This is a genomic window from Chitinophagaceae bacterium C216 (assembly GCA_028485475.2).
Classification (GTDB): domain Bacteria; phylum Bacteroidota; class Bacteroidia; order Chitinophagales; family Chitinophagaceae; genus Niabella; species Niabella composti.
The window spans coordinates 430,255-452,904 of the sequence record CP144143.1 but is presented as its reverse complement, the minus strand read 5'-3'; the positions used below and the strand labels follow the sequence as shown (position 1 = coordinate 452,904).

Below are 22,650 nucleotides of genomic sequence, written 5' to 3'. Positions count from 1 at the left end.
AAAACATGTCTCTAAAAAACAAAACGGCGCTAATTACCGGTGCCAGCCGGGGTATTGGAAGAGCCATTGCCTTGCGTTTAGCCCAGGAAGGCGTCAATATCGTAATTGCCGCTAAATCTGTGGCCGAAAATGAAAGACTTGGGGGTACCATTTTTTCCGTTGCTCAAGAACTGGAAGCCATAGGAGCTAGAGCCCTACCCGTACAATGTGATATACGTAATGAATCGATGATAAATGACTGCGTAGCAAAAGCTGTGGAAACTTTTGGTGGGATTGATATTGTAGTGAATAACGCTTCTGCTATATCGCTGACGGGTACGGAAGAAACGCCACTGAAGCGGTTCGACCTGATGCATGATATAAATGTTCGGGGAACATTTTTAGTGACTCAGGCTTGCCTGTCTTATTTGAAAAAATCCGATCACGCCCATATTTTAACGCTGTCACCTCCTGTCAATATCAAATCTCAATGGTTGGCTCCTCATGTAGCCTATACCATTAGTAAGTATAGCATGAGTATGATGGCCTTAGGCTGGGCTGAGGAATTTAAAAATATCTCCATCGCATCCAATGCATTATGGCCCCGTACCACTATTGATACCGCTGCGGTACGCAACTTATTGGGCGGTGAAAAACTAGCTCACATGAGCCGTAAACCCACTATTATGGCCGATGCGGCGTTCTTCATTTTGCAACAGCCTCCTGCAGAGTGTACGGGAAACTGCTTTATCGATGAGGAAGTGCTGCGACAAAACGGCATTACCAATTTTGAGGAGTATGCGGTAGTGAAAGGAGCCTCGTTGTATAATGACTTATTTATAGATGCACACCCTAAAAGCGAATAAAATGGCAAAAGCGCGCAAAACTGGTTAATAAATTGATAAAAGATTGGAGAAAGCTATCTATAGTAGAATTTTGATTTTATCTTTGTCCTTTATAATTTTGCCCAAGGGAAGCCCTTGACTATAGGGAGATGCATTAATTTTGTATTTTTCGTCATACTAAGGCTGGAAAAAAGTCTGTTTTAACCATCGATCACAAATGGTTGAAACAGCTTTTTTTATTTCTATACTATACCTATTGGGGTTCTTGGGTATTGATTTTTACCTCTTCGTACAAATAATCTTTACGTTTCAGTTCAAAATTTCGTCCCAAATAAAGTTTGCGTACTTGTTCATTGGCAGCGAGCTCTTCGGCAGTACCTTTTTCGAAAATTTTTCCATCAATCAGCAAATAAGCTCTGTCGCAAATGGAAAGTGTTTCGTTTACGTTATGGTCAGTAATAAGTATGCCGATATTTTTATATTTCAAGCGGGCAACAATGCTTTGGATGTCCTCCACGGCAATGGGGTCGATTCCGGCAAATGGCTCATCAAGTAAAATAAATTTAGGATTTACGGCTAGTGCGCGAGCAATCTCCGTACGTCTTCTTTCTCCCCCGCTTAATACATCCCCATTGCTTTTACGAACATGCTCCAGACGGAACTCAGCAATCAGTTCTTCCAATTTTTTCTTCTGTTCTTCTTTACTCAGTTTGGTCATTTCCAGTACTGCCGCAATATTATCTTCTACGCTCAGTTTTCTGAAAACAGAAGCTTCCTGTGGCAGATAGCCGATGCCCATCTGCGCACGTTTGTACATAGGCAATTTGGTAATGTTCTCATCATTCAGGAATACATCACCTTCATCTGGCTTAATCAACCCCACTACCTGATAAAAGGAAGTAGTTTTTCCGGCTCCGTTAGGACCTAACAATCCCACGATTTCTCCCTGATGCACTTCAAAGGATACGTTGTTTACAACGGTGCGTTGCCCGTAACGTTTCACCAGATTTTGAGTTCGAATTGTCATTTGCATGGGTTACAAAAGTAACATGCTAATTTGATAATTAGTCAAACAACAGCTGTTAAAATAAAGCGACTTTTTAGTTAGGAGCATGACGATTGCATTTTAAGAATCTCTTCCACATAAGTGCGATCGTTCGAAAGACGAGGAACTTTGTGCTGTCCACCCAATTTGCCTTTTTGTTGCAGCCATTTGTTGAAGCTACCTTTAGGTATATTGTGGACAACGGGCATGGATAGTGCTATGTCTTTATAACGTTTGGCTTCGTAATCGCTGTTAGTGTTTTGTAATGCAGTATCTAGTTCTTTAACGAATGCATCAAAGTTGTCGGGCTCTTTTTCAAATTCGATCAGCCACTCATGGGCTCCACTAGAGTCGTTGGAGAAGTAGACGGGTGCAGCTGTATAATCATTTACAATGGCGCCTGTTTTTTGGCAAGCAATGCTAATGGCCTTATCACTGTTATCAACAATCACCTCTTCGCCAAAAGCGTTGATATAATGTTTGATCCTTCCGCTTACTATAATCTTATAGGGATTTAACGAAACAAAGCGGATGGTGTCGCCCAGCAGATAGCGCCATAGCCCTCCATTGGTACTAATGACAAGTGCATAGTTAGTATTCAGGTCTACATCTTTCAACCCAATTGTTTGAGGATCATTTTTGCCATATTCACTCATAGGCATAAACTCCAGAAAGATGCCATGATCTGTAAAGAGTAACATGCCTTCATCACCAGGTTTTTCTTGGGCGGCAAAAAAACCTTCGCTGGCGTTGTAGGTTTCCAAATAATGAATTGGTTTTCCTATCAGGGTGTGAAATTGTTCCTTGTAGGGTGTAAACGATACACCTCCGTGAATATACAACTCTAGAGAGGGCCATACTTCCGCTATAGTCTTTTTGCCGGTTAGCTCCAATAAGCGTTTAAATAAAATCAACGTCCACGTAGGCACACCACTAATGGATGTTACATTTTCGTGCATGGTTTGCCGAGCCATTTTTTCCAATTTTTCCTCCCATTTATCCATTAGCGCTATGTCCAAATCCGGTGTGCGGAGCCAATTACCCCAAAATGGGCTGTTCTGTAACAGTACGGCACTTAAGTCGCCATAGCGTGCTTCATCGTTAAGCGGATTGATATTGTGGCTGCCACCCAGTACCAATCCCTTTCCCGTAAGCATATTGCTCTGTGGGTTGAACATATAATATATGGTCAACACGTCTTTAGCCGCTTTATAATGGCAATCCCCCAAACATTCTTCACTTACTGGAATGAATTTGCTCTTATCACTGGTAGTGCCACTGCTTTTGGCGAACCAATAGATAGGGCTATTCCATAAAACATTCTGCTCGCCTTGCATAATTCTTTCAATGTAAGGCTTCAGATCGTCGTATTCATTGATGGGAACAGCTTTTTTAAAATCCCTGATATTATAAATGTGATTGAATCCATGCTTACGGCCAAATTCGGTATACTGGGCTGATGTAACCAAATTTTGTATAACCTCTCTTTGCGAATCAATAGGATGACTACGCCAGGCTTCAATACGCCAGTGCCGCAAGCGAGCAAGGGATGATATTGCCGGACTTAATAGTGCCATGAGTATCGCAATATTAATGCATAAAACTAAACATTAGAAATGAAAAACTATTGAGCTATAATTTAATAAATCGTAACGCCAATATTTAAATAAATGAAAGAAATTTAAATCCTTTTTTATAAAATTTAACCTCCCTAGCGACTATAATCGACATGTACAAAAAAATGCTGAAAATTAGATTTTTGTTAAAAAAAAGCCATAATAGAGGATAATGTTAGTAATTTTCTAACTGCTGGCTGTAATAATTTAATATTTATGAATTGTTTTGATTTTTGCGAAAAATGATTAGATTTGATTTCGAAATATTTCGATTTTTGTAAAACGAAATTGATCGATGCAACACTTATTAAATAGAGAGGAAATATTAAAAAGGCTTGCTCAAAATCAAGAGAACTGGGATGTTTTTGTAATTGGCGGAGGGGCCACTGGCCTAGGTGTTGCATTGGATGCGGTTTCTAGAGGATATAAAACTTTGCTTGTAGAACAAGCGGACTTTGCGAAGGGTACCTCTAGTAGAAGTACCAAGCTGGTACATGGTGGCGTAAGATACTTGGCCCAGGGCGATGTAAAATTAGTGCGTGAAGCATGTATCGAAAGAGGGCTACTGCAGAAGAATGCTCCGCATCTGGTAAAGAATCAAACTTTCGTAATACCGATATATAATTTCTGGGATAGAATAAAATATACGATTGGCTTAAAAGTTTACGATTGGATTGCCGGTAGATTGTCGTTAGGGAAATCTATATTTATTTCCAGAGAGGCAACGATAAATGCTTTACCCGGTGTAAAACAGGAAGGGTTGATTGGCGGGGTGTTATATCATGATGGTCAGTTTGATGATTCACGCCTAGCGATCAATTTGGCGCAGAGTATTGCAGAGAACGGAGGTGTGGTAGTGAATTACATGAAAGTAGTGGGTCTTCGAAAAGACGATAGCGGCTTCATGTCTGGGGCCACTATGGTGGATGTAGAATCGGGGCAAACTTACAGTGTAAAGGCTAAGGCTGTTGTGAACGCCACTGGGGTATTTGTAGATGGTATTTTAAAGATGGACGATCCGGATGCAGAACCCACCGTAGTTGCAAGCCAGGGAATACATGTTGTCGTTGATAAAAAGTTTTTACCATCGCAGCATGCGCTCATGATTCCCGAAACCAGTGACGGACGTGTATTGTTTGCAGTGCCCTGGCATAATGAGGTGGTAATCGGAACTACTGATACGCCGGTAGGAGAACCTAGTCTGGAACCAAAGGCGTTGGAAAAAGAAATCGACTTTGTGTTGCAAACGGCTGCAGGATATCTAACCCAACCCCCTACACGGAAAGATGTATTGAGTGTGTTTGCAGGACTTAGACCACTTGCTGCCCCGCAGAAGGGTTCTCAGAAAACTAAAGAAATTTCGAGAAGCCATAAGATAGTAGTCTCTCCGTCGAACCTGTTTACTATTATCGGTGGTAAATGGACCACCTTCAGGAAGATGGGAGAAGATATGGTGGATGCCATAGAAAAACAGTTAGGCTGGCCGCATAAGAAAAGCCAAACGAGTCATCAGAAGATTCACGGATTTGTAGAGCAAATCAATTGGGATGACCCTCTTTACTACTATGGTAGCGATATGCCATTATTGAAAAACAACATAAATGGTACGGCCAATAACTGGTTAAGTGAAAGTTTGAAAATTCATGAAATGCAGGTGCGCTGGGCAGTGCGTAATGAAATGGCTCGGACTGTAGAAGATGTTTTGGCCAGAAGAACCAGGGCTTTGTTGCTGGACGCTAAAGAAAGCGTACGCATCTGCCGGAAGGTTGCTGAAATAATTGCCAGTGAATTAGGAAGAAGTAACGATTGGAAGGAGAAACAGATTAACGATTATGAAACGCTTGCGAAAGAGTATCAGTTAAATTAATTGATACAACGATTGCTGTTTACATCAGCTGATTATTTTATTGTTATCGATAAATGATAATATCGTTAAGAATGTTTGGCTTGCTTTCCGGAGAAAGGTAAAATTCTTTTTTTGCGAAAAACTTAAATCAAATAGCAATGATTCTTTTTCTAAAAACTGCAGTGAGAAAGGCCAGATTGGCTCTTTTATTGCAATTGCTTGTTATGCTGTCGGCAGTTGCTTTTGCCCAGCAAAGAACAATAACTGGTGTGGTTATAGGCAGCGATGATAAACAGCCTTTACCCAATATCAGCGTTCAAGTGCAGGGAACTTCGCGGGGCGTAATGACTCGTGAAAATGGTTCATTTACTATTCAGGCCAGTACAGGCGAAACGCTGGTATTTACCGGTGTGGGGTACAAAGCCCTGAATATAGTATTAAAGAATGAATCTAATCTTTCCATAACACTCGAGCGTGATGCCGGAAGTATGGAAAATGTAGTAGTAACCGCTTTGGGTATTACCCGACAAGAAAAATCCTTGGGTTACGCTCTTACCAAAATTGATAGCTCACAGCTTACCGAAGCGGTGGCTTCCAACTGGACTGATGCGCTTTCCGGTAAAGTAGCGGGATTGGACATGGTACGCTCCGGCTCTGGTCCTGCAGGCTCCAACAAAATTATTTTGCGTGGTGAAAACAACCTTACCGGTGAAAATGAAGCGCTGATTGTAGTGGATGGAGTGGTTATTAATAACAGTAGTGGACGTCGTTCGGCCAATGCGTCAGACAACGTATACGCTACTAACAGTGATAACCTACCTGCAGACTATGGTAGCTCACTCAACGACCTTAACCCTCAAGATATCGAAAGTGTTTCGGTGTTGAAAGGTCCGGCTGCGGCAGCGTTGTATGGACAAAGAGGCGCCAATGGTGCTATTATCATTACCACCAAATCTGCAGCAACCAAGAAAAAGGGTCAGTTGAGCGTTCGCTTTACTTCAAATGGTTCGTTAGAATCTGTTAACCGCTATCCCGATCTTCAGTATGAATATGGTCAAGGTCTGGGAGGTGCTGTTTATTATTCTTACGGAGCTAGTGAAGATGGTTCTAGCACCAGCGGTACCAGTTCTGCATATGGTCCTCGTTTTAATGGACAATATTTCTATCAGTACGATCCTGTAACACAGGCTAGGGGAACAGAAAGAACACCATGGATTCCCTACGATAATATCAACGATTTCTGGAATGTAGGAAATAACCTGTCTAACAACCTCACTCTTGATGGTAAATTCGGAACCACTTCACTTCGCTTGTCTGGTGGTCTTCAAAATAACTCATGGATTGTTCCGAATACCGGTTTTGTGAGAAAGTCATTAGCGTTATCATCTACTACAGATATTACTAAAAAAATAAAATTCTCCATTAAGGCCAACTACGGTAACAGAAAGAGTGACAACTTGCCAGCTGCGGGTTATGGTAACCAGTCATTGATGTATTGGTATATCTTCTGGCAACCGAATGCTGACCTCAACTGGTTGAAAAATTACTGGGAAATCGGTAACGAGTATAAAAAAATCGAATACCCCTATAGTTCATTCCCAGAGAATCCTTATGCTATCGTAAATGAATTTATCAACAAAACCAACAGACATAATGCTACCGGAAGTGCTCAAATCAACTATCAAATAACTCCGGAGTTAAGCTTCATGCTGCGTGGTAATATTGACTGGATGAAAGATAACCGCGAGCAGGATCGTCCATATGATGCCGGTTCGCGCTTGCCTTATGGTTCTGTGAGAAAGCAGGATATTCGTAGCTGGGAAAAGAGCTTTGACTTCCTGTTCCGATATAATAAGGACATAAAAAAAGACCTGAACTTGGGTTTAACTTTCGGGGGTAGCCAGCTGAGAAACGAGTACAACAAGTCGGATGTAAGAGCTGATGGTTTGCATATGCCTGATTCCTTATTGATTCGTTTGCCTGATTCCGTACTTACATCTCCTTATCCGGCAATCTACGATTATAAATATGCCATGTATAATTTGGTATATATTCCGGATACCAGCCGATATCAGATCAATAGCTTGTACGGTATTGTTAACTTAAGTTATAAGGACTATCTATTTGTAGAACTTACCGGAAGAAACGACTGGAATAGTGTGTTGGCAACAGCCAAAAGAACGGATAATGTAGGATTCTTCTATCCTTCTATTAATACTAGCTTTGTGCTGTCTGATGTTGCTAAACTGCCTTCTTATATTAACTATGCAAAGATTAGAGCATCACTGGCTCAGGTAGGTAGTGGTTCTACCACTCCTTATCGCACGGCATATACTTATCCGTTGGCACGTAATGGTACCTATCCTGACAGTGCTTTAATAAACCCTCGAATTTTGCCTAATGAAAACTTAAAACCACTGAAGACTACCACTTTTGAACTGGGTACCGAAATACAAATGTTCAAAAGAAGATTAAGTCTGGACGTGGCAGTATACTGGGGCAAAACCAACAATCAGATTCTTACTAGAACCGTTGACCGCTCATCAGGATACGATGCAGCTGTAATCAATGCCGGTCAGGTAAATAACAGCGGTGTGGAAGTAGCAATTAACGGTAAGCCTATTGTAAGGAGAAACGGCATTAACTGGAGCATGTTTGCCACATTCTCTACCAACAGAAACAAAATTGTTTCCATGCCGGATAGTGCGGTACTGTTAAGAGCTGGACAAATAGCCAGCGGTCAGATTGTAGCTTCGATAGGCGGTAGTATGGGCGATGTGTATGGCTTGGGATATAAGCGTAGTCCGGATGGACAGGTAATCTACGATCCCACTACCGGATTCCCTAAAGTTACCGAGGAAATCATCTACTTAGGAAATACCACTCCTAGATACAAAATGAGCTTGGGTAATACGCTAAGCTATAGGGGACTTAGCTTGAAAGTATTGTTCGATGCACAATTGGGAGCTGTTTCTTACTCCTTGACACACTACAAGATGGTGGAACAGGGTAAGCTGAAGGTAACATTACCCGGACGCTATAACGGTATAATCGGTAATGGTGTGTTGGAGGTATTTGATGCTGATGGTAACGTAGTAGGATACAGAAAGAATGATGTGGTAGCTATAGACATCGATGAATATTACAGGTATCACATGGGAGCCTATAATGCAGAGGGTAGCGTATTTAAAACAGATTTTCTCAAATTCCGTGAAGCCAGCCTGATATACAGTCTCAGACCCAAATTATTGAAGAAGATTGGACTGAAATCTGCGTCAGTAGGTATCTACGGTCGAAACTTGTTTATTTGGTCTCCATGGCCCATGTTTGATCCTGAGTTTGGTACACTTAGCGGTACTGATATTGTTAGAGGTTTTGAAGTGGGGCAATTCCCATCTACCCGCACTGTAGGTTTTAATTTATCCATTGGACTTTAATCTTTAAAGAGATGAAAAAGAAATTATTTATAAGCAGCATGATGGTGTTGATGCTATCAACATTGTATTCATGTAAAAAAGGGTTTATAGAATTAAATATCGACCCTATTAACATTCTGCACACTTCTCCGGATCGATTACTAACTCCGGCTTTAGTAGACGGTATATGGCCCGGAATGAATCGTAACCGCAACTTTAACAACGAGCTTATGCAGGTTACGGTAAACATGAGTGATGGTGATAATACTGTGTTCAGATACGCCTTCAGGTCCAATGTATCGGATTATTTGTGGAACAACTGGTATGTGTATCTGAATAACTTCAGAGATATTTACAACAAAGCCAGCGAGCCGGAGCAGCTTAACAAATCTTATCAGGGTATTGCACTGATTTGCGAATCATGGCTCTTCGCCAACCTTACAGATACTTATGGCGATATTCCTTATTTTGAGGCGCTACAAGGTAGAGACGGTAATGTGCAGCCAAAATTTGACAGACAAAAGGATATCTATTTAGATCTTTTCAGAAAACTGGAAGAAGCGAATCAACTATTGGCAGAAAATCAAGAAATCAAAGCTTCCAGTGATCCGGTATATGAAGGGGATATTCACAAATGGAGAAAATTCGGAAACTCCTTGTATCTACGCTTGTTGCTGCGCATCTCAGGTAAAGCCGAAGTGCAAGCTGATTGTATTGCAAAAATTAAGGAAATTGTAACAAATCCCACCCAATATCCCATTTTTGAAAGCAATGCAGATTGTGCAAACATTTTATGGAACGGAGGACAAGACACTACTGATCCGTTCACTAACCCTTATCTGGTAAATGTAAGAGCTCAGGACTTCAGAGCTCCGGCTATCTGTAGCTTCTTTATTGATCCACTAGTGGCCTGGACCGACCCACGATTAGTGTCAGGAACTCCTTACGGTTATGGTAACATTGGACGACTGGGTATTGCTCAAGCCTCAGGTGGGGGATGGGCTGGTGTTTCCAGTGGCTATCTGCCTGGACAGGGAGAGCCTAAGGGTTGTTATTTCCAAAGCTATGATAATACCAGCACAGGAGGTGATCGCTCCTTACAGCAAAACCGCCTGACCGGAATTATTATGCAATATTCAGAAGTTCAATTTATCTTAGCAGAAGCTTGCTTAAAGGAGTGGATAGAAGGAGATCCCAAAGACTATCTGTATCGGGGAATTGCAGCTGCCATCAACTACTGGGTGCCTAACTTCCCTGAAAGCCCCACATCAACTAACTTTAATACATATTTGGGTACTTTGTCTGAAGGTGGTTATTTGTGGGATGATAATGCTTCTTTTGAAGACAAAATGGAGTTGATTCACAAACAGAAATATTATGCGTTATTCCTTACCGATCTGCAACAATGGTTTGAGTATAGACGTACCGGTCACCCGATTTTACCAAAGGGTCCCGGTTTGCAAAACGGAGGTGTAATGCCGGCTCGTATGGTATACCCGGTATATGTACAATCGGCCAATCCTACCAATTATAGAGAAGCCGTACAGGCTCAGGGGCCCGATCAAATCAATACCGAGGTTTGGTGGCAAAGAAAACCCTAATTGTATCAACAATAAAAAAATATTGAGATGAAATCTTTATTGAAACTACTTTTATTAATCTGTATCGCCGCCGCCATAAACGGTTGTAAAAAAGGCGGGTACGGTAACTATCCGGGAGGTGTGCCTTATGATGTAGTTGCACTACTGGATGTGCGCACTATCTACCACGGAGAGGACGTGACCCTTACTAGGGATCTGATGTTTGGAGGTTCGAAAATAGGTGTAGTGGTAATATCAGATCATGCCGAGGGTAATCTTCCTCCAGGTTTATTGGTGGTTCAGGACAGCCGACGTCTGGATCTGTTAAGAGGTATCTCTATTGAGCTCGGACCGGCTGCAGCAAATTATAAGCCCGGTGATTCTTTGCTGATTGATGTTTTAGGAGGAGTACTTACTCGTAAGGATGGAATATTGATGATCACGGGTCTTTCCGAGTCCCATATTGCTAAAAAAGGCAGGGGAGTAATTAATGTAAATACCGTCAATATTGCTCAACTGCTGGCCAAACCGGAGGATTACGAAAGTACGCTGTGTATTCTAAACAAGTCAAGCTTTAATCCAGCTCCACAACCCGGTGATGTTATCAGTGGTGCAAAAGTTATTAATGATGGCTTTGCCAACGTAACCCTGTATACTGATCCTGGTGTGAGCTATGCTAATATGGCTCCTTACGGTCTTGGAGCCTATGTGGTGATACCTTTCGGTAAGCCAGATGGCTCACTTGAAGTACGTACGCGCAACGCAGATGATATGCTGAACATGGGATCTTCTGCGCAGGATATTCTGATTACCGGCATTATGGCAGACCCTAAAGGCAGTGATGGTGGTCAGGAATATGTACAGTTGATGGCTACCAAGGATATTGATTTTTCTGTAACTCCTTATAGTATTGTAGTGTGCAATAATGCGGGAGCTTCAACTCCGGCTCTGGATGCCGGCTGGGCTACCGGTGGGCAGCGCACTATTAAGTGGAATATCACCTCAGGGGTAGTGCCTAAAGGTAAATTCTTCTATTTCGGATTCCAAGGTAGAAAAATTAACGGTAATGCAGGTACCCCCTTCCCTCCGGATGCAATTTTCATTCAAAAAACGTATAGTACCTCCAGCGGATCTACCAACGCAGGCGATGGCGGCTTAGTGCGTCCTAGCAATTTCGGAACTTCAGGTCCTTTTGCTAATAGTGGTAACGCCTCCGGTGTAGCTATATTTAAAGGAACCACTGTTACTGAGCAGTCAGTTCCTGTGGATGTATTGTTTATCGCATCAGGGGGAGGAGCTTCTATTTACGATCCTTCTCTGAACCCGCCTCGCGGCTACAGAATTTGTAACAACGACTGGTACTCTATGTACTCTGTTGTGATAAATCCTGAAACTTATAAACCGGAAACCATTCCTTACTTATACTATCGCTCTCCAGGTAACACTACATTTATGCCGTATGCGACTAATGAACGGCACCCAACCGCAGCTACCGATGCCAGCCTGTTTAATATGATGGGTGGTGTGTATAATGTGACATTGGGTAGATGGACTACTGCTCGTAAACAAACAGTAGTAGAGCTGTTCCAGGTTGAAACAGACGGATTCCCACCGGCTACTATTGACGATATCGAAAAGCATCCAAATGTAACTAGACTGGAAGAATAAAACTAATGGAATGGCATTTGTGCTAAAAGGGAGACGATTCATCGTTATATGGCTACTAAACTGCATGGCTTTCGCGGTATATGCGCAAAAGGGATTTGACTCCCAGGCGCACCGCGGAGGCCGCGGTTTAATGCCTGAGAATACCATTCCAGCTATGTTGGATGCCATAGATCGCGGCATTACTACGCTGGAGATGGATTTGCAGCTTACAGCAGACCGTAAAGTGATAGTATCGCATGACCCTACCTTTAACAGTAATTTTGTTACATCCCCGCAGGGAGATACTCTTACACGTGAGGCTGCTCGCAAAATAGTATTGTATCAGCTGACATACGACTCCATTAAGAAATACGATGTAGGGCTGAAGTTCAATCCTGAATTTCCACGTCAAAAGAAAATGAAGGCGTCAAAGCCTTTACTTTCTGACTTACTAGAGGAAACGGAGGCCTATGCTAAGAAAAAAAATAGGACCGTATATTACAATATTGAAATAAAATCACGTCCCGCTTCAGATGGAAAATACTATCCTGATTTGGAGACCTTTATCGATCTGGCAATGGATGTGATCAATAAGAAGAAGATCGCTGACCGAGTGGTAATACAAACTTTTGATACACGCGCACTGCATATTTTGCATCGCAAATATCCTCAATACGCATTATCGTATTTGATAGACGCAAAAGAAAAACGCTCTGTTGATGAATTGATAAAATCACTAGGTTTTATACCTGCCGCACTAAGCCCTCACTATAGTATTGTAACCGATAACATGATAAAGGATTGTCGTAAGAGGGGCATGCGTATTATACCATGGACGGTGAATGATCTGGATGAAATGAAAAGGCTGAAAGCGATGGGAGTAGATGGAATTATTAGCGACTATTCTGATTTGTTTGCTCAGTTGTAAATTTTTGTCTTGAGAAACGAATGACTATTAGAATAGATATTTTAATTACGATTAGCTTGTATTCACTAACAAGAGCCAGTATATTGGCCAAATAACCGATTGATATGTCAAAATATATTCTATCTTTTGATGCAGGTACTACTAGTTCGCGTGCCATAGTATTTGATAAGACAGGTAATATTGTTGCTGTTGCTCAAAAAGAATTTACACAGATATTTCCTCAGCCCGGTTGGGTAGAGCATAATGCTAATGAAATATGGAGTACACAAATTGGTGTTGCTGCAGAGGCCATTACAAAAGCTGGTATAGCACCTACTGATATTGCCGCTATAGGTATTACTAATCAGCGCGAAACCGCAGTAGTATGGGATCGTAATACATCGGAGCCTATATATAATGCTATTGTTTGGCAAGACCGACGTACCAGCGACTATTGTGATCAATTAAAGGCTGATGGTACTGCCGCTATCATCAAAGAAAAAACCGGCCTGGTTACCGATGCTTATTTTTCCGGTACAAAAGTCAAATGGATTCTGGATAATGTAGAAGGGGCTCGCGCCAAAGCGGAAAAAGGCGAGCTCTGCTTTGGTACTATTGATACTTGGCTTTTATGGAAGCTTACCAATGGTCAGGTACATGCCACCGATGTAACCAATGCATCACGCACCATGATTTTCAATATTCATACTCTGGATTGGGATGATGAATTGTTGAAGATTATGAATATTCCGCGTAATATGCTGCCCGAAGTGCGCTCCAGCAGCGAAGTATACGGACATACACAACAGTTGCTAACATCTGCGCAAATACCGGTTGCCGGTATTGCAGGAGATCAGCAATCGGCACTATTCGGTCAAATGTGTATACACGAAGGCATGGTGAAGAATACTTATGGTACCGGATGCTTTATGCTGATGAATACCGGTACTAAACCTGTAGAGTCTAAAAATAATCTACTTACTACCATCGCCTGGAAAATTAATAATAAAGTGTATTACGCACTGGAAGGAAGCGTGTTTATTGCGGGTGCTGTGGTACAATGGTTACGCGACGGACTGAAACTTATTCAGAAGTCTTCCGATGTAGAAGCTTTGACAGCTACAGAAAATGATAATGGAGGCGTGTATATGGTACCGGCATTTACAGGCTTGGGCGCGCCTTACTGGAATCAGCATGCTCGAGGAATTATTGTAGGCCTTACCAGAGGCTCCAGCGACGGGCATATAGCACGTGCCGCTGTTGAAAGCATAGCATACCAAACTATGGATGTATTGAAGGCAATGGAGTCTGATGCAGGCATTACCATTAAAGAGGTGCGCGTGGATGGGGGCGCTACTATCAATAATTACCTCATGCAGTTTCAATCCAATCTTCTGAATACAAAAGTGGTAAGACCCACTGTTACTGAAACTACGGCGTTGGGAGCGGCTTATTTAGCAGGTCTGGCCACCGGTTTTTGGAAGGATATCAATGAAGTGCAGGCTTACTGGAAAGAAGAGCGTGTGTTTGAACCCAGCATGAAAGACGAAGTACGAGCTACATTACAGAAAGAATGGGCCCGTGCTATTAAAGCCGCACAAGCTTGGGCAGAGTAAGAAATCGCTGCGATGCTTTTGGCAATTGGATAATTAGTTCCTTAACCTTTAAATGCTCCATATGAATATTTTTACCAGTGAATTAATCGGCACCGCCATACTTATTCTGTTAGGTAATGGTGTGGTAGCTAACGTACTGCTAAATAAAACAAAAGGCAATAATGGCGGATGGATTGTGATAACTTTTGGATGGGCCATGGCTGTGTTTGCGGGAGTGTTTATTACGTCCGCGCATAGTGGAGGACATCTTAATCCAGCTGTTACTATTGCCATGGCTTATTTAGGAAAAATAAGCGCTTCTTCTGTAGGCCAGTATATAGCCGGGCAAATGCTGGGTGCTATGTTAGGCTCCTTGCTAGTATGGCTGTCTTACAAACAGCATTATGAGCAAACGGAGGATACCGGTGCTAAGCTGGCAACTTTTAGTACCGGCCCCGCAATTCGCAACCCTATCAATAATCTGATTACCGAAGCCATTGGAACCTTTGTATTGATATTCGGAGCACTGTTTTTGTCCGCACCGGCCAGCAGTGTGGGTTCGTTAGAGGCGTTACCTGTGGCTTTGATTGTATTAGCTATAGGTTTAAGCTTGGGTGGTCCTACCGGATATGCTATCAATCCGGCAAGAGACTTAGGTCCTCGTATCATGCATGCTATTTTACCACTTGGTAAAAAAGGAAGCAGCGATTGGTCTTATAGCTGGATTCCCGTTCTGGGTCCAATTATTGGAGGATTATTAGCTGCGATAGTTTTTGATTTATTAGTATAAGAAACTTTTGTGGTAGTATACTCTCGGGCATTATTTTCTCAACGATAATTCGGAACCAGGAGTATAAAATGATGAGGTGTAGTCTGAATGTCAGGCTACACCTCATTTATTTTGCATATTCCCATGCTGCTACTTCATTGGTATTAATAATAGATGTTGGGGGAAACTTGCCAAAGCACACATGGCCCCCTTTCATGCTCGATAAGCTCGTTACCCAAATGTGCATGATAGATAAAATAATAAGGCCTTACGGGGCCTACATGTAATGTCCATTTCAATTTTCAATTAGTCCAATATGATTAAAGTATATCCTGCTGTAAATCATTTTTATCTTGTCAAAGCTTCTTAAATAAAATATAAAACCTTATACGATATTTCTTCTTACAGTATTTTTCATCCTATATTTGTGCTGCTCATGGGGTGCCTTAATATAACGGGCTGAGATTATACCCAAAGAACCTGATCCAGGTAATGCTGGCGTAGGGAGTTGAAGTATCTTCTGTCTATTATATTATCCAGACATCCCTGTGAGTTGTCTATAACAACAGGGAATTATGAGCATTCAGCATTGGATTTCTCTTTTTTGGGAGCAGCTTAAAGCCGTACCATTATTGGAATGGATTGGCGTGAGCTTTGGTGTGGCCGAAGTATTGTTGGCTAAAGCTAATAAAGTATGGTTATATCCTTGTGGCATTATTGCCGTACTTATCTCCATTTATATTTTTTTTCATGCCGGGTTGTATGCCGAAAGTGCATTACATTTCTATTATTTTGTGATGAGCGTGTACGGCTGGTGGCGCTGGCAGAAAGGGAATAATGCTTTAACACATATTACTCGTGCCAATCGATCGGATTGGCTTGTGACTACAGGAATTGTAGTGGTTGCATTTTTTGTGCTGTATTTTGTACTTATACAGTTTACTGATTCTACCGTTCCGATTTTTGATTCGTGGGTGAGTGCCACTGCTTGGGCTGGAATGTGGTTGCTTGCAAAACGCAAGATAGAAAATTGGATATTGCTCAATATCAGTAATGCTTTTGCTATACCGCTTTTGATTTATAAAGAATTGCCTCTGTATGCCCTACTAACATTGTTTCTTTTTATTGTAGCTATACTGGGTTATAGAGATTGGAGTAGGATTTTGAAAAAACAAAAACAAGTTCATGAGTTTAGTTTTGAATAAGGAAGAAGTCTCTCATTTGAGAACATTATGTCAGAAATCTGAGAAAGCAGGCGCTTTAACCCCCGCGCTTTTAAATATCATTTATGAGAGGCAATGGTTTAAACTTTTTGTGCCTAAACACTTGAATGGTTTGGAGCTGAGTCTTCCTGAGGCATTGCGTGTTGAGGAAGCCTTGGCTTACGTGGACGGAAGTCTGGGCTGGACCGTAACCCTTTGTGCAGGAGCCAACCTGTTTGTAGGATATATTGAAGAAGATACTGGCGCCAAAATTTTCAGTAAAAAAAATGTATGCCTAGGAGGAAGTGGTGCCGTGAACGGCGTTGCCCGCCTGGTGAAGAATGGATATATCATCAATGGATGTTGGAAATATGCTACAGGGGCTCCACATCTTACTCATTTTACAGCTAATTGTATTATTGAAAAAGACGGCAAAACTGTACTTACAGAGCAAGGGCAACCATTGGTACGTTCTTTCTTCTTTAAGAAAAACGAGGTAGAGGTTTTGGAAGACTGGAATACTATAGGCCTCAGGGCTACAGCCAGCCATAGCTTTAGGGTTAAAGATCTCAAGGTAAAACCTGAGCGAAGTTTTATTATCGATACCGCGCATACTACATTGAAGCATGATATTTACCACTATCCATTTATGTCTTTTGCAGAAACCACCATTGCTGTAAATACCTTGGGTATGGTAAATCATTTACTGGAAGAGACCAACAACATATTACTGCAGAGGTTCGAACTTAATCGAATTAATAAATTGCAGTTCAAGGAGGCGAAAACAATCCTTCGGGTCCATCAGCAAAAAATCAATAAGCTTGCGACTGATTTTTATAAAATAGCTGATCATTCTTGGGCAGAACTACTGCAGAAAGGAAGATTGAGGCAATCACGTTTGCTCAGTGTACGGCATAAAAGTCGCCTTTTAGTACAAACCTGTAGACAGGCTGCTGCAGAAATATTACCTTATTGCGGATTATTTGCAGCCAACGAAAATACGGAGGTCAACAAAATATTTAGAGATATATTTACAGCTAGCCAGCATGGGCTTTTGACTTTCTCTACATACCGTTAGATGCAAATCGTTTGGCCAACTTCTTAATGTCTTCGGCTATACGACTGATGAATAAAAACTGATCGGCAACGGGTTTAAAGGTGGTCAGCATCTTTCGCGTTTCCGTATCAATGATCCCTTGTTGTAATTCTCTTCTTCGTTTTTCGATCAGTTCGTTCAGTTCGTGTTTCAGCTCCATTGGAGCATCATTATGTTTTGATTCCTGAATTTCTTTCCCTTTGTTTTCGATTAAGGAGATAGACTCATTAAGATCGGCGATGATATCGTCCTTGATGGCACTAAAATCCTCATGAGGAAATACATTAGAAAATCCTTTAGTCATGGCTGCCAAGGAAACAATGTGCGAGTTGAGGGTGTAGACGAGCACCACCATCTGGTGGATGCGTTTAATATCGCCCTGTTTGCTCTTAGGTTCGTTCATCATCCGGGTAAACCCTCCGGACAAGTTAGCCTGCTCAATGAACGCATCTTTTCTCCGGATATTATAATCTCTTTCATTTAACTGCCCTGTGGCAAAAATTCCGGCCACAGTTTCGAAATAAGCTTTGGTGGCAATAAGCGCTTTTACCATATAAATACTGATTTGCCTTCTTTCCCAAGAAGGTACCAGTACATACGCCGCCGTAAGCGCAATAATCGATCCAACAGTAGTATCAATCAGTCTACTTTTGAAAATTTCATAAAAATGATGGCTGTTTAGCAGATAAAAATAGATCATCACATAAGCGGTCATGAATATTACGCTTACCAGATATCGGGTACGCATGAAGCTATAGGTGATGATCATCAGCACAATCATGGCAGCAAACTTGCCATTTTGTGTGGGAATAATAAACAATAATCCTAGTCCTATTAAAGCTCCTATAAAAGTACCTATCAGTCTGTGATAGTTTCTTTGTCGGGTTACACTATAAGTGGGTTTTAAAATTACAATGATGGTTAGCAAAACCCAGTAGCTATACTGCAATTTAAGCGCATGCGCTACGATATAACCCAGCAGACAGGCTATGGTAACACGGATAGAATGACGAAAAGTATTGGACTTTAAAGAGAGATTCTCTTTTAGAGTTTGAATATTCAAATCCGTCTTGTTAACGAAATATTGATAATCGTCGGATAACTTGTACTTCTGAACTTTTTTGATGTCATATCGAGTATAATGATGCAGGGTGTATATGCGCAATGTAATATCTTCTACCGACTGTAATAGTTTGCGCATGTTTACGATGGCGTCGAACGACTCGGGCTTTCGGTAATCATTGGCAAAATTTTCAAATCGCTCTTTAAGCACTCTTAATTCGTTGTTCAGCCTTCTGGATGCGCGTGTAGGCCTTCCACTTTGTACAGCTAAGCCGATAAGATGCAGTTCATCCACAATTACATCAATCACACGCCTGAAATCTTCTAGAATGCCACTTTCATCAAAGCGTTTATGCATGGACTGGTAATTGTAAAACGTAGCAGCAGCTTTTTCAAAAAGGTCAATCGATTCTAAAAAGATTACTAATAAGGTTCTGCTGGTAATGGTAGACTCTTTGACAATGCTGCGGCTTTTGAACATCATCTCACGCAGTAGACTTTGCTTGTCTTCAATCTGCTGCTGCTGTTCCATTAATCGCTTATATATGCTGTCATAATCAGCATTTTTATCATAAAACAGCGCCCGAGTAGCAAAATAATCTCCTATGGAAATAATACAATCCCCAAGCGCCTGTTGTATTACTTTATAAGGCCTTACACCGAACAAAGCCAAACTCAGTATCATATACCAGCAACCGCCGGCTACTAATGTGGCACTGTGCATTAATACCTGGGAGTTTTCCATGTGGAGATCCAGATTAATCACCATAATAAGCATACCCGCAAATCCCACGGCATTGACACGAGCCCCATACACTCCGATCATGCTGAGCATAAAACAAAAAAGCAAAATTTCGAAGCCCAGTAGTATATGGTACTGATTGATAAATCCGGTTATAAGAGATATCAGGAAGATGAGTCCTATCGACGCCAGCATACCATTTCGCCGTTGGCCGATGGGGCCGGGAATATCCGAAGTACTTACGGCTAGTGCTCCCAGTGAAAGGATTAATCCCGTCTGAAGCCTATCAAAATAATTACACACAATAACAGGGAGCGTAATACCAATGGTAATACGAATAGCCTCATTAAAATAGTAGCTGTTGACAAACTTGCGATATTCTTTTATATAGTCCACCGGTCAAAAAAATGATCAGTTATTCTAAGTTAAAAAGTTCGCCGATAATGTAGCTCCGATCCCGGGTGTTTCAGGAACCTCTATCACGCCTTTATCTTTATATCGGATACCTCCTTCCACCGGGTCTTCATTAAACATAAGGGCTGTGTCAAAATCGTAATACACAATATTGTCGCTGCATAAGGCTAGATGGGCAAATGCACTCATCGCAATACGTGATTCCAAAAAAGCACCTATCTGAATTTCCATATTAGCAGCCTCGGCAAGCTGTATCATTTGTAAAGCTTTAAAGATACCTCCGCTTTTTCCCAGTTTGATGTTGATACGGTCACAAGCTTTCAGGTCTATTAGTCTTTTCACATCGTGGGGATCACAACAGCTTTCATCGCTCATGATAGGAATAGGACTCTGCTTTCTAAGTTCGGGCAACTTCATAAAATCCCAGCGTGGTAAAGGTTCTTCGCAGTGTTGAATATTGAAGGGCTCCATCGCTTTAAGCGCCTCCACCGCTTCCTCAAACTGCCAACCTTGGTTGGCGTCGATTCTCAGGGGAATATCATAGCCTACTGCCTCTCTGATTGCTCTGATCCGTTCTACATCTGCTGCCCCGCCTTTGCCTATTTTAACTTTAATTACGGGGAAGCCAGCTTCCTTAATTTTTAGCGCGTCGGCAGCCATTTGTGCGGCATCACCCACACTAACGGTATAATCAGTGGCAATTGTTTTGTTTTTTCTTCCTCCTAGATATTGGTACAATGGTTTTCCTGCTTGCTGTGCAGCAATATCGTAAAGCGCCATATCAAAGGCACTTTTGATGCTGTTATTTCCATATATCAAACCATCCAGCTCATTAATGCGCTCTTCTATCTGCAAGGCATCTTTGCCTAGCCATAGTTTTTCAAAATACTTTCCTACAACCAGGCCAGTGTCGGCGCTCTCTCCGTTAATGCTCATGAAAGGGCTACACTCTCCCCATCCGGTAATACCTTCAGTCGTATGTATTACTACTACTACATTGTCGGCACTATATAGAGGTCCCAGAGAGATAACAAAGGGTTTTTTTAGGGGAATGGAAATTTTATGTAGCTCAATACCGGTGATGATGGCTGATTTCTGCATGCTCTAAAAATACATAATAACTGACGAATAATATTCGAAAGATTGACCTTAATACATAAATAATTTTTACTGCAAATTGCAATTGCAATATATTCGCACAGCATTTCTGAAAACTATGAGTCTTCCTGCAAAGTACTTAAAGGTGAAAACCTCCACTATTCCTAACGCTGGTAAGGGGTTGTTTGTATTGGTAGATGTACCAAAGGGAACGATTATCACCGAGTATGTAGGACGTAAAACAACCTGGGCCGAGGTTGAAGACGATGTGGATAATCCTTATATTTACTATATTGACGACGATCATGTAATAGATGCTAAGGATGATGTAAAATCTTTCGGCCGCTATGCTAATGATGCTCAGGGACTCACTCGTGTACCTGGCCTGAGAAACAACGCTATTTATTACGAAGATGGCGACCGGGTTTTTATAAAAGCAGCCAAAGATATTCCTGCCGGTAGTGAAGTATTAGTACCCTATGGCAAGGATTATTGGCGGCAAGTGAAGGAAAATATAAAAATCGAACAGGCAGAGCAGAAGAAGAAAGCTTCCAAGAAACAACGCTAAACACAGCTCAACACATATTCTCATCTGAGCTTTATACTTCCCGACCTATCTTTGCCCTAAATATTCGGAAGTGGAGAAAAGTAATTTTGTTGATCAGATACGTATTTTTTGTCGCAGCGGACATGGCGGTGCGGGCATCAAACATTTCTTAAGAGATAAGTTTAACTCGAAGGGGGGACCTGATGGTGGCGACGGTGGTCGCGGCGGTCATATTATATTACGAGGAAACAGAAACCTGTGGACATTGCTGCACCTGCGTTATCACAAAAATGTTTTGGCCGAAGACGGCGAAAACGGCGGCCACAACAATCGTACCGGACGCAACGGAAAAGATATTATACTGGAAGTGCCGTTAGGTACTATAGCCATGGATGAAGAAACCGGCGAAAAGGAGGCAGAAATACTGGAAGACGGGCAGGAGGTAATATGGTTGCCTGGAGGTAAGGGCGGATGGGGCAATACACATTTTGCTACTGCAACCAATCAGGCTCCTGAATATGCACAGCCGGGATTACCCGGTGTAGAGGGTTGGAAAATTTTGGAGCTAAAAGTATTGGCCGATGTAGGGCTGGTAGGCTTTCCAAATGCGGGCAAATCTACGCTCTTATCTGTTATAACCGCCGCCAAACCTAAAATTGCAGATTATGCATTTACCACTATTACCCCTAATTTGGGAATTGTACAGTATAGAGATGGAAGAAGCTTTTGTATGGCCGACCTGCCGGGTATTATCGAAGGTGCAGCCGAAGGACGAGGCTTGGGACATCGGTTTCTAAGACATATAGAGCGCAATCCCGTTTTGCTCTTTCTCATACCGGCAGATAGTTCCGACCATCGTAAAGAGTTTGAAGTGCTTTTGAACGAGCTAGAACAATACAATCCAGAACTGCTGCATAAGGAAATGTTGATAGCTATTAGTAAGAGCGATATGCTGGATGATGAACTTCGCGAAGCAATTAGTAAAGAAATGCCGGAGCACATTCCTCACATGTTTATTTCTTCTGTTACACAAACCGGTCTCACCGAATTGAAAGATGCATTGTGGAAGGCGCTGAATAAGAAAGAAGCGGAGCTTTAATTTTCTTTATATGCAATTTAACTATCATGTGCATGACAGTACATGATAGTTAAATAATTGTACCTCTTAACTTTAATCCTTACAATTGTTTGCCTGAGATGGAGATTGCTAATTCCATGTGCTTATCGTAAATGGAGCGTATGAA

General features: G+C 41.8%; 16 protein-coding genes and 1 riboswitch. Of the genes, 12 read left to right on the top strand and 4 right to left on the bottom strand.

Annotation, left to right across the window (positions count from 1 at the left end; all coding sequences use genetic code 11):
* The first annotated feature begins 5 nt into the window (after nt 1-5).
* Entirely contained in the window at nt 6-845 is an 840-nt protein-coding gene (locus PIECOFPK_RS01845) for an SDR family oxidoreductase (protein ID WP_330974648.1), read from the top strand.
* Between the two features lie 232 nt (nt 846-1,077).
* Here the strand turns inward: PIECOFPK_RS01845 and lptB are convergent, their stop codons facing one another.
* Nucleotides 1,078-1,857 carry an LPS export ABC transporter ATP-binding protein gene (gene lptB, locus PIECOFPK_RS01840; protein ID WP_409966380.1) on the bottom strand — a complete coding sequence of 260 codons (780 nt, stop codon included), beginning with the start codon at nt 1,855-1,857 and terminating at the stop codon, nt 1,078-1,080.
* Nucleotides 1,858-1,928: 71 nt separating this feature from the next.
* Nucleotides 1,929-3,446, bottom strand: coding sequence for a GH3 auxin-responsive promoter family protein (locus PIECOFPK_RS01835; protein ID WP_409966379.1), 1,518 nt, complete (start codon nt 3,444-3,446; stop codon nt 1,929-1,931).
* 334 nt (nt 3,447-3,780) lie between these two features.
* Here PIECOFPK_RS01835 and PIECOFPK_RS01830 point away from each other — a divergent pair, with 334 nt between their 5' ends.
* The 9 genes from PIECOFPK_RS01830 (at nt 3,781) to PIECOFPK_RS01790 (ending at nt 17,525) form a co-directional block, all read left to right on the top strand.
* Nucleotides 3,781-5,352, top strand: a complete 1,572-nt coding sequence (locus PIECOFPK_RS01830) for a glycerol-3-phosphate dehydrogenase/oxidase (protein ID WP_409966378.1) — start codon at nt 3,781-3,783, stop codon at nt 5,350-5,352.
* 137 nt (nt 5,353-5,489) lie between these two features.
* On the top strand, nt 5,490-8,768 hold the full coding sequence (locus PIECOFPK_RS01825; protein ID WP_409966377.1) for a SusC/RagA family TonB-linked outer membrane protein: 3,279 nt from the start codon (nt 5,490-5,492) through the stop codon (nt 8,766-8,768).
* An 11-nt stretch (nt 8,769-8,779) separates the two neighbouring features.
* A complete protein-coding gene (locus PIECOFPK_RS01820; RefSeq protein ID WP_409966376.1) occupies nt 8,780-10,348 on the top strand; it encodes a SusD/RagB family nutrient-binding outer membrane lipoprotein in 1,569 nt (522 codons plus the stop codon).
* Nucleotides 10,349-10,375: 27 nt separating this feature from the next.
* Nucleotides 10,376-11,995, top strand: a complete 1,620-nt coding sequence (locus tag PIECOFPK_RS01815) for a DUF5689 domain-containing protein (RefSeq protein ID WP_330974642.1) — start codon at nt 10,376-10,378, stop codon at nt 11,993-11,995.
* Nucleotides 11,996-12,005: 10 nt separating this feature from the next.
* On the top strand, nt 12,006-12,902 hold the full coding sequence (locus PIECOFPK_RS01810) for a glycerophosphodiester phosphodiesterase family protein (RefSeq protein WP_409966375.1): 897 nt from the start codon (nt 12,006-12,008) through the stop codon (nt 12,900-12,902).
* Between the two features lie 104 nt (nt 12,903-13,006).
* A complete protein-coding gene (glpK, locus tag PIECOFPK_RS01805) occupies nt 13,007-14,497 on the top strand; it encodes a glycerol kinase GlpK (protein ID WP_330974640.1) in 1,491 nt (496 codons plus the stop codon).
* A 61-nt stretch (nt 14,498-14,558) separates the two neighbouring features.
* Complete coding sequence (locus tag PIECOFPK_RS01800; RefSeq protein ID WP_330974639.1) at nt 14,559-15,266, top strand: MIP/aquaporin family protein; 708 nt, start codon at nt 14,559-14,561, stop codon at nt 15,264-15,266.
* A 406-nt stretch (nt 15,267-15,672) separates the two neighbouring features.
* Nucleotides 15,673-15,771: riboswitch (TPP riboswitch) on the top strand.
* Nucleotides 15,772-15,820: 49 nt separating this feature from the next.
* Nucleotides 15,821-16,450 carry a nicotinamide riboside transporter PnuC gene (gene pnuC, locus PIECOFPK_RS01795; RefSeq protein ID WP_409966374.1) on the top strand — a complete coding sequence of 210 codons (630 nt, stop codon included), beginning with the start codon at nt 15,821-15,823 and terminating at the stop codon, nt 16,448-16,450.
* Nucleotides 16,431-17,525 (top strand): acyl-CoA dehydrogenase, encoded by a 1,095-nt coding sequence (locus tag PIECOFPK_RS01790; RefSeq protein ID WP_409966373.1) that lies wholly within the window; start codon nt 16,431-16,433, stop codon nt 17,523-17,525. Before pnuC ends, PIECOFPK_RS01790 begins: the two co-directional genes overlap by 20 nt.
* Here PIECOFPK_RS01790 and PIECOFPK_RS01785 read toward each other — a convergent pair.
* Together PIECOFPK_RS01785 and PIECOFPK_RS01780 are read right to left on the bottom strand one after the other, a co-directional pair.
* Nucleotides 17,512-19,743: an FUSC family membrane protein gene (locus tag PIECOFPK_RS01785; protein ID WP_409966372.1), complete on the bottom strand. Its 2,232-nt coding sequence runs from the start codon at nt 19,741-19,743 to the stop codon at nt 17,512-17,514. The genes PIECOFPK_RS01790 and PIECOFPK_RS01785 overlap by 14 nt on opposite strands.
* 24 nt (nt 19,744-19,767) lie before the next feature.
* Entirely contained in the window at nt 19,768-20,862 is a 1,095-nt protein-coding gene (locus PIECOFPK_RS01780) for a mandelate racemase/muconate lactonizing enzyme family protein (protein WP_409966371.1), read from the bottom strand.
* A gap of 115 nt (nt 20,863-20,977) precedes the next feature.
* Here PIECOFPK_RS01780 and PIECOFPK_RS01775 point away from each other — a divergent pair, with 115 nt between their 5' ends.
* The gene (locus PIECOFPK_RS01775) at nt 20,978-21,427 is read left to right on the top strand and encodes an SET domain-containing protein (protein WP_330974634.1); all 450 of its coding nucleotides are present in this window, start codon (nt 20,978-20,980) and stop codon (nt 21,425-21,427) included.
* Nucleotides 21,428-21,497: 70 nt separating this feature from the next.
* Nucleotides 21,498-22,505, top strand: a complete 1,008-nt coding sequence (obgE, locus tag PIECOFPK_RS01770; RefSeq protein WP_330974633.1) for a GTPase ObgE — start codon at nt 21,498-21,500, stop codon at nt 22,503-22,505.
* Nucleotides 22,506-22,650 lie beyond the last annotated feature (145 nt).

Excerpts from the sequence above, each read along its gene's own strand:
- PIECOFPK_RS01790 (WP_409966373.1), top strand. The coding sequence starts at position 16,431 with ATGAGTTTAGTTTTGAATAAGGAAGAAGTCTCTCATTTGAGAACATTA.
- PIECOFPK_RS01835 (WP_409966379.1), bottom strand. The coding sequence starts at position 3,446 with ATGGCACTATTAAGTCCGGCAATATCATCCCTTGCTCGCTTGCGGCAC.
- pnuC (WP_409966374.1), top strand. The coding sequence starts at position 15,821 with ATGAGCATTCAGCATTGGATTTCTCTTTTTTGGGAGCAGCTTAAAGCC.
- PIECOFPK_RS01800 (WP_330974639.1), top strand. The coding sequence starts at position 14,559 with ATGAATATTTTTACCAGTGAATTAATCGGCACCGCCATACTTATTCTG.
- PIECOFPK_RS01845 (WP_330974648.1), top strand. The coding sequence starts at position 6 with ATGTCTCTAAAAAACAAAACGGCGCTAATTACCGGTGCCAGCCGGGGT.
- PIECOFPK_RS01775 (WP_330974634.1), top strand. The coding sequence starts at position 20,978 with ATGAGTCTTCCTGCAAAGTACTTAAAGGTGAAAACCTCCACTATTCCT.
- PIECOFPK_RS01815 (WP_330974642.1), top strand. The coding sequence starts at position 10,376 with ATGAAATCTTTATTGAAACTACTTTTATTAATCTGTATCGCCGCCGCC.
- PIECOFPK_RS01780 (WP_409966371.1), bottom strand. The coding sequence starts at position 20,862 with ATGCAGAAATCAGCCATCATCACCGGTATTGAGCTACATAAAATTTCC.
- lptB (WP_409966380.1), bottom strand. The coding sequence starts at position 1,857 with ATGCAAATGACAATTCGAACTCAAAATCTGGTGAAACGTTACGGGCAA.
- PIECOFPK_RS01820 (WP_409966376.1), top strand. The coding sequence starts at position 8,780 with ATGAAAAAGAAATTATTTATAAGCAGCATGATGGTGTTGATGCTATCA.
- PIECOFPK_RS01810 (WP_409966375.1), top strand. The coding sequence starts at position 12,006 with ATGGCATTTGTGCTAAAAGGGAGACGATTCATCGTTATATGGCTACTA.
- PIECOFPK_RS01825 (WP_409966377.1), top strand. The coding sequence starts at position 5,490 with ATGATTCTTTTTCTAAAAACTGCAGTGAGAAAGGCCAGATTGGCTCTT.
- PIECOFPK_RS01830 (WP_409966378.1), top strand. The coding sequence starts at position 3,781 with ATGCAACACTTATTAAATAGAGAGGAAATATTAAAAAGGCTTGCTCAA.
- glpK (WP_330974640.1), top strand. The coding sequence starts at position 13,007 with ATGTCAAAATATATTCTATCTTTTGATGCAGGTACTACTAGTTCGCGT.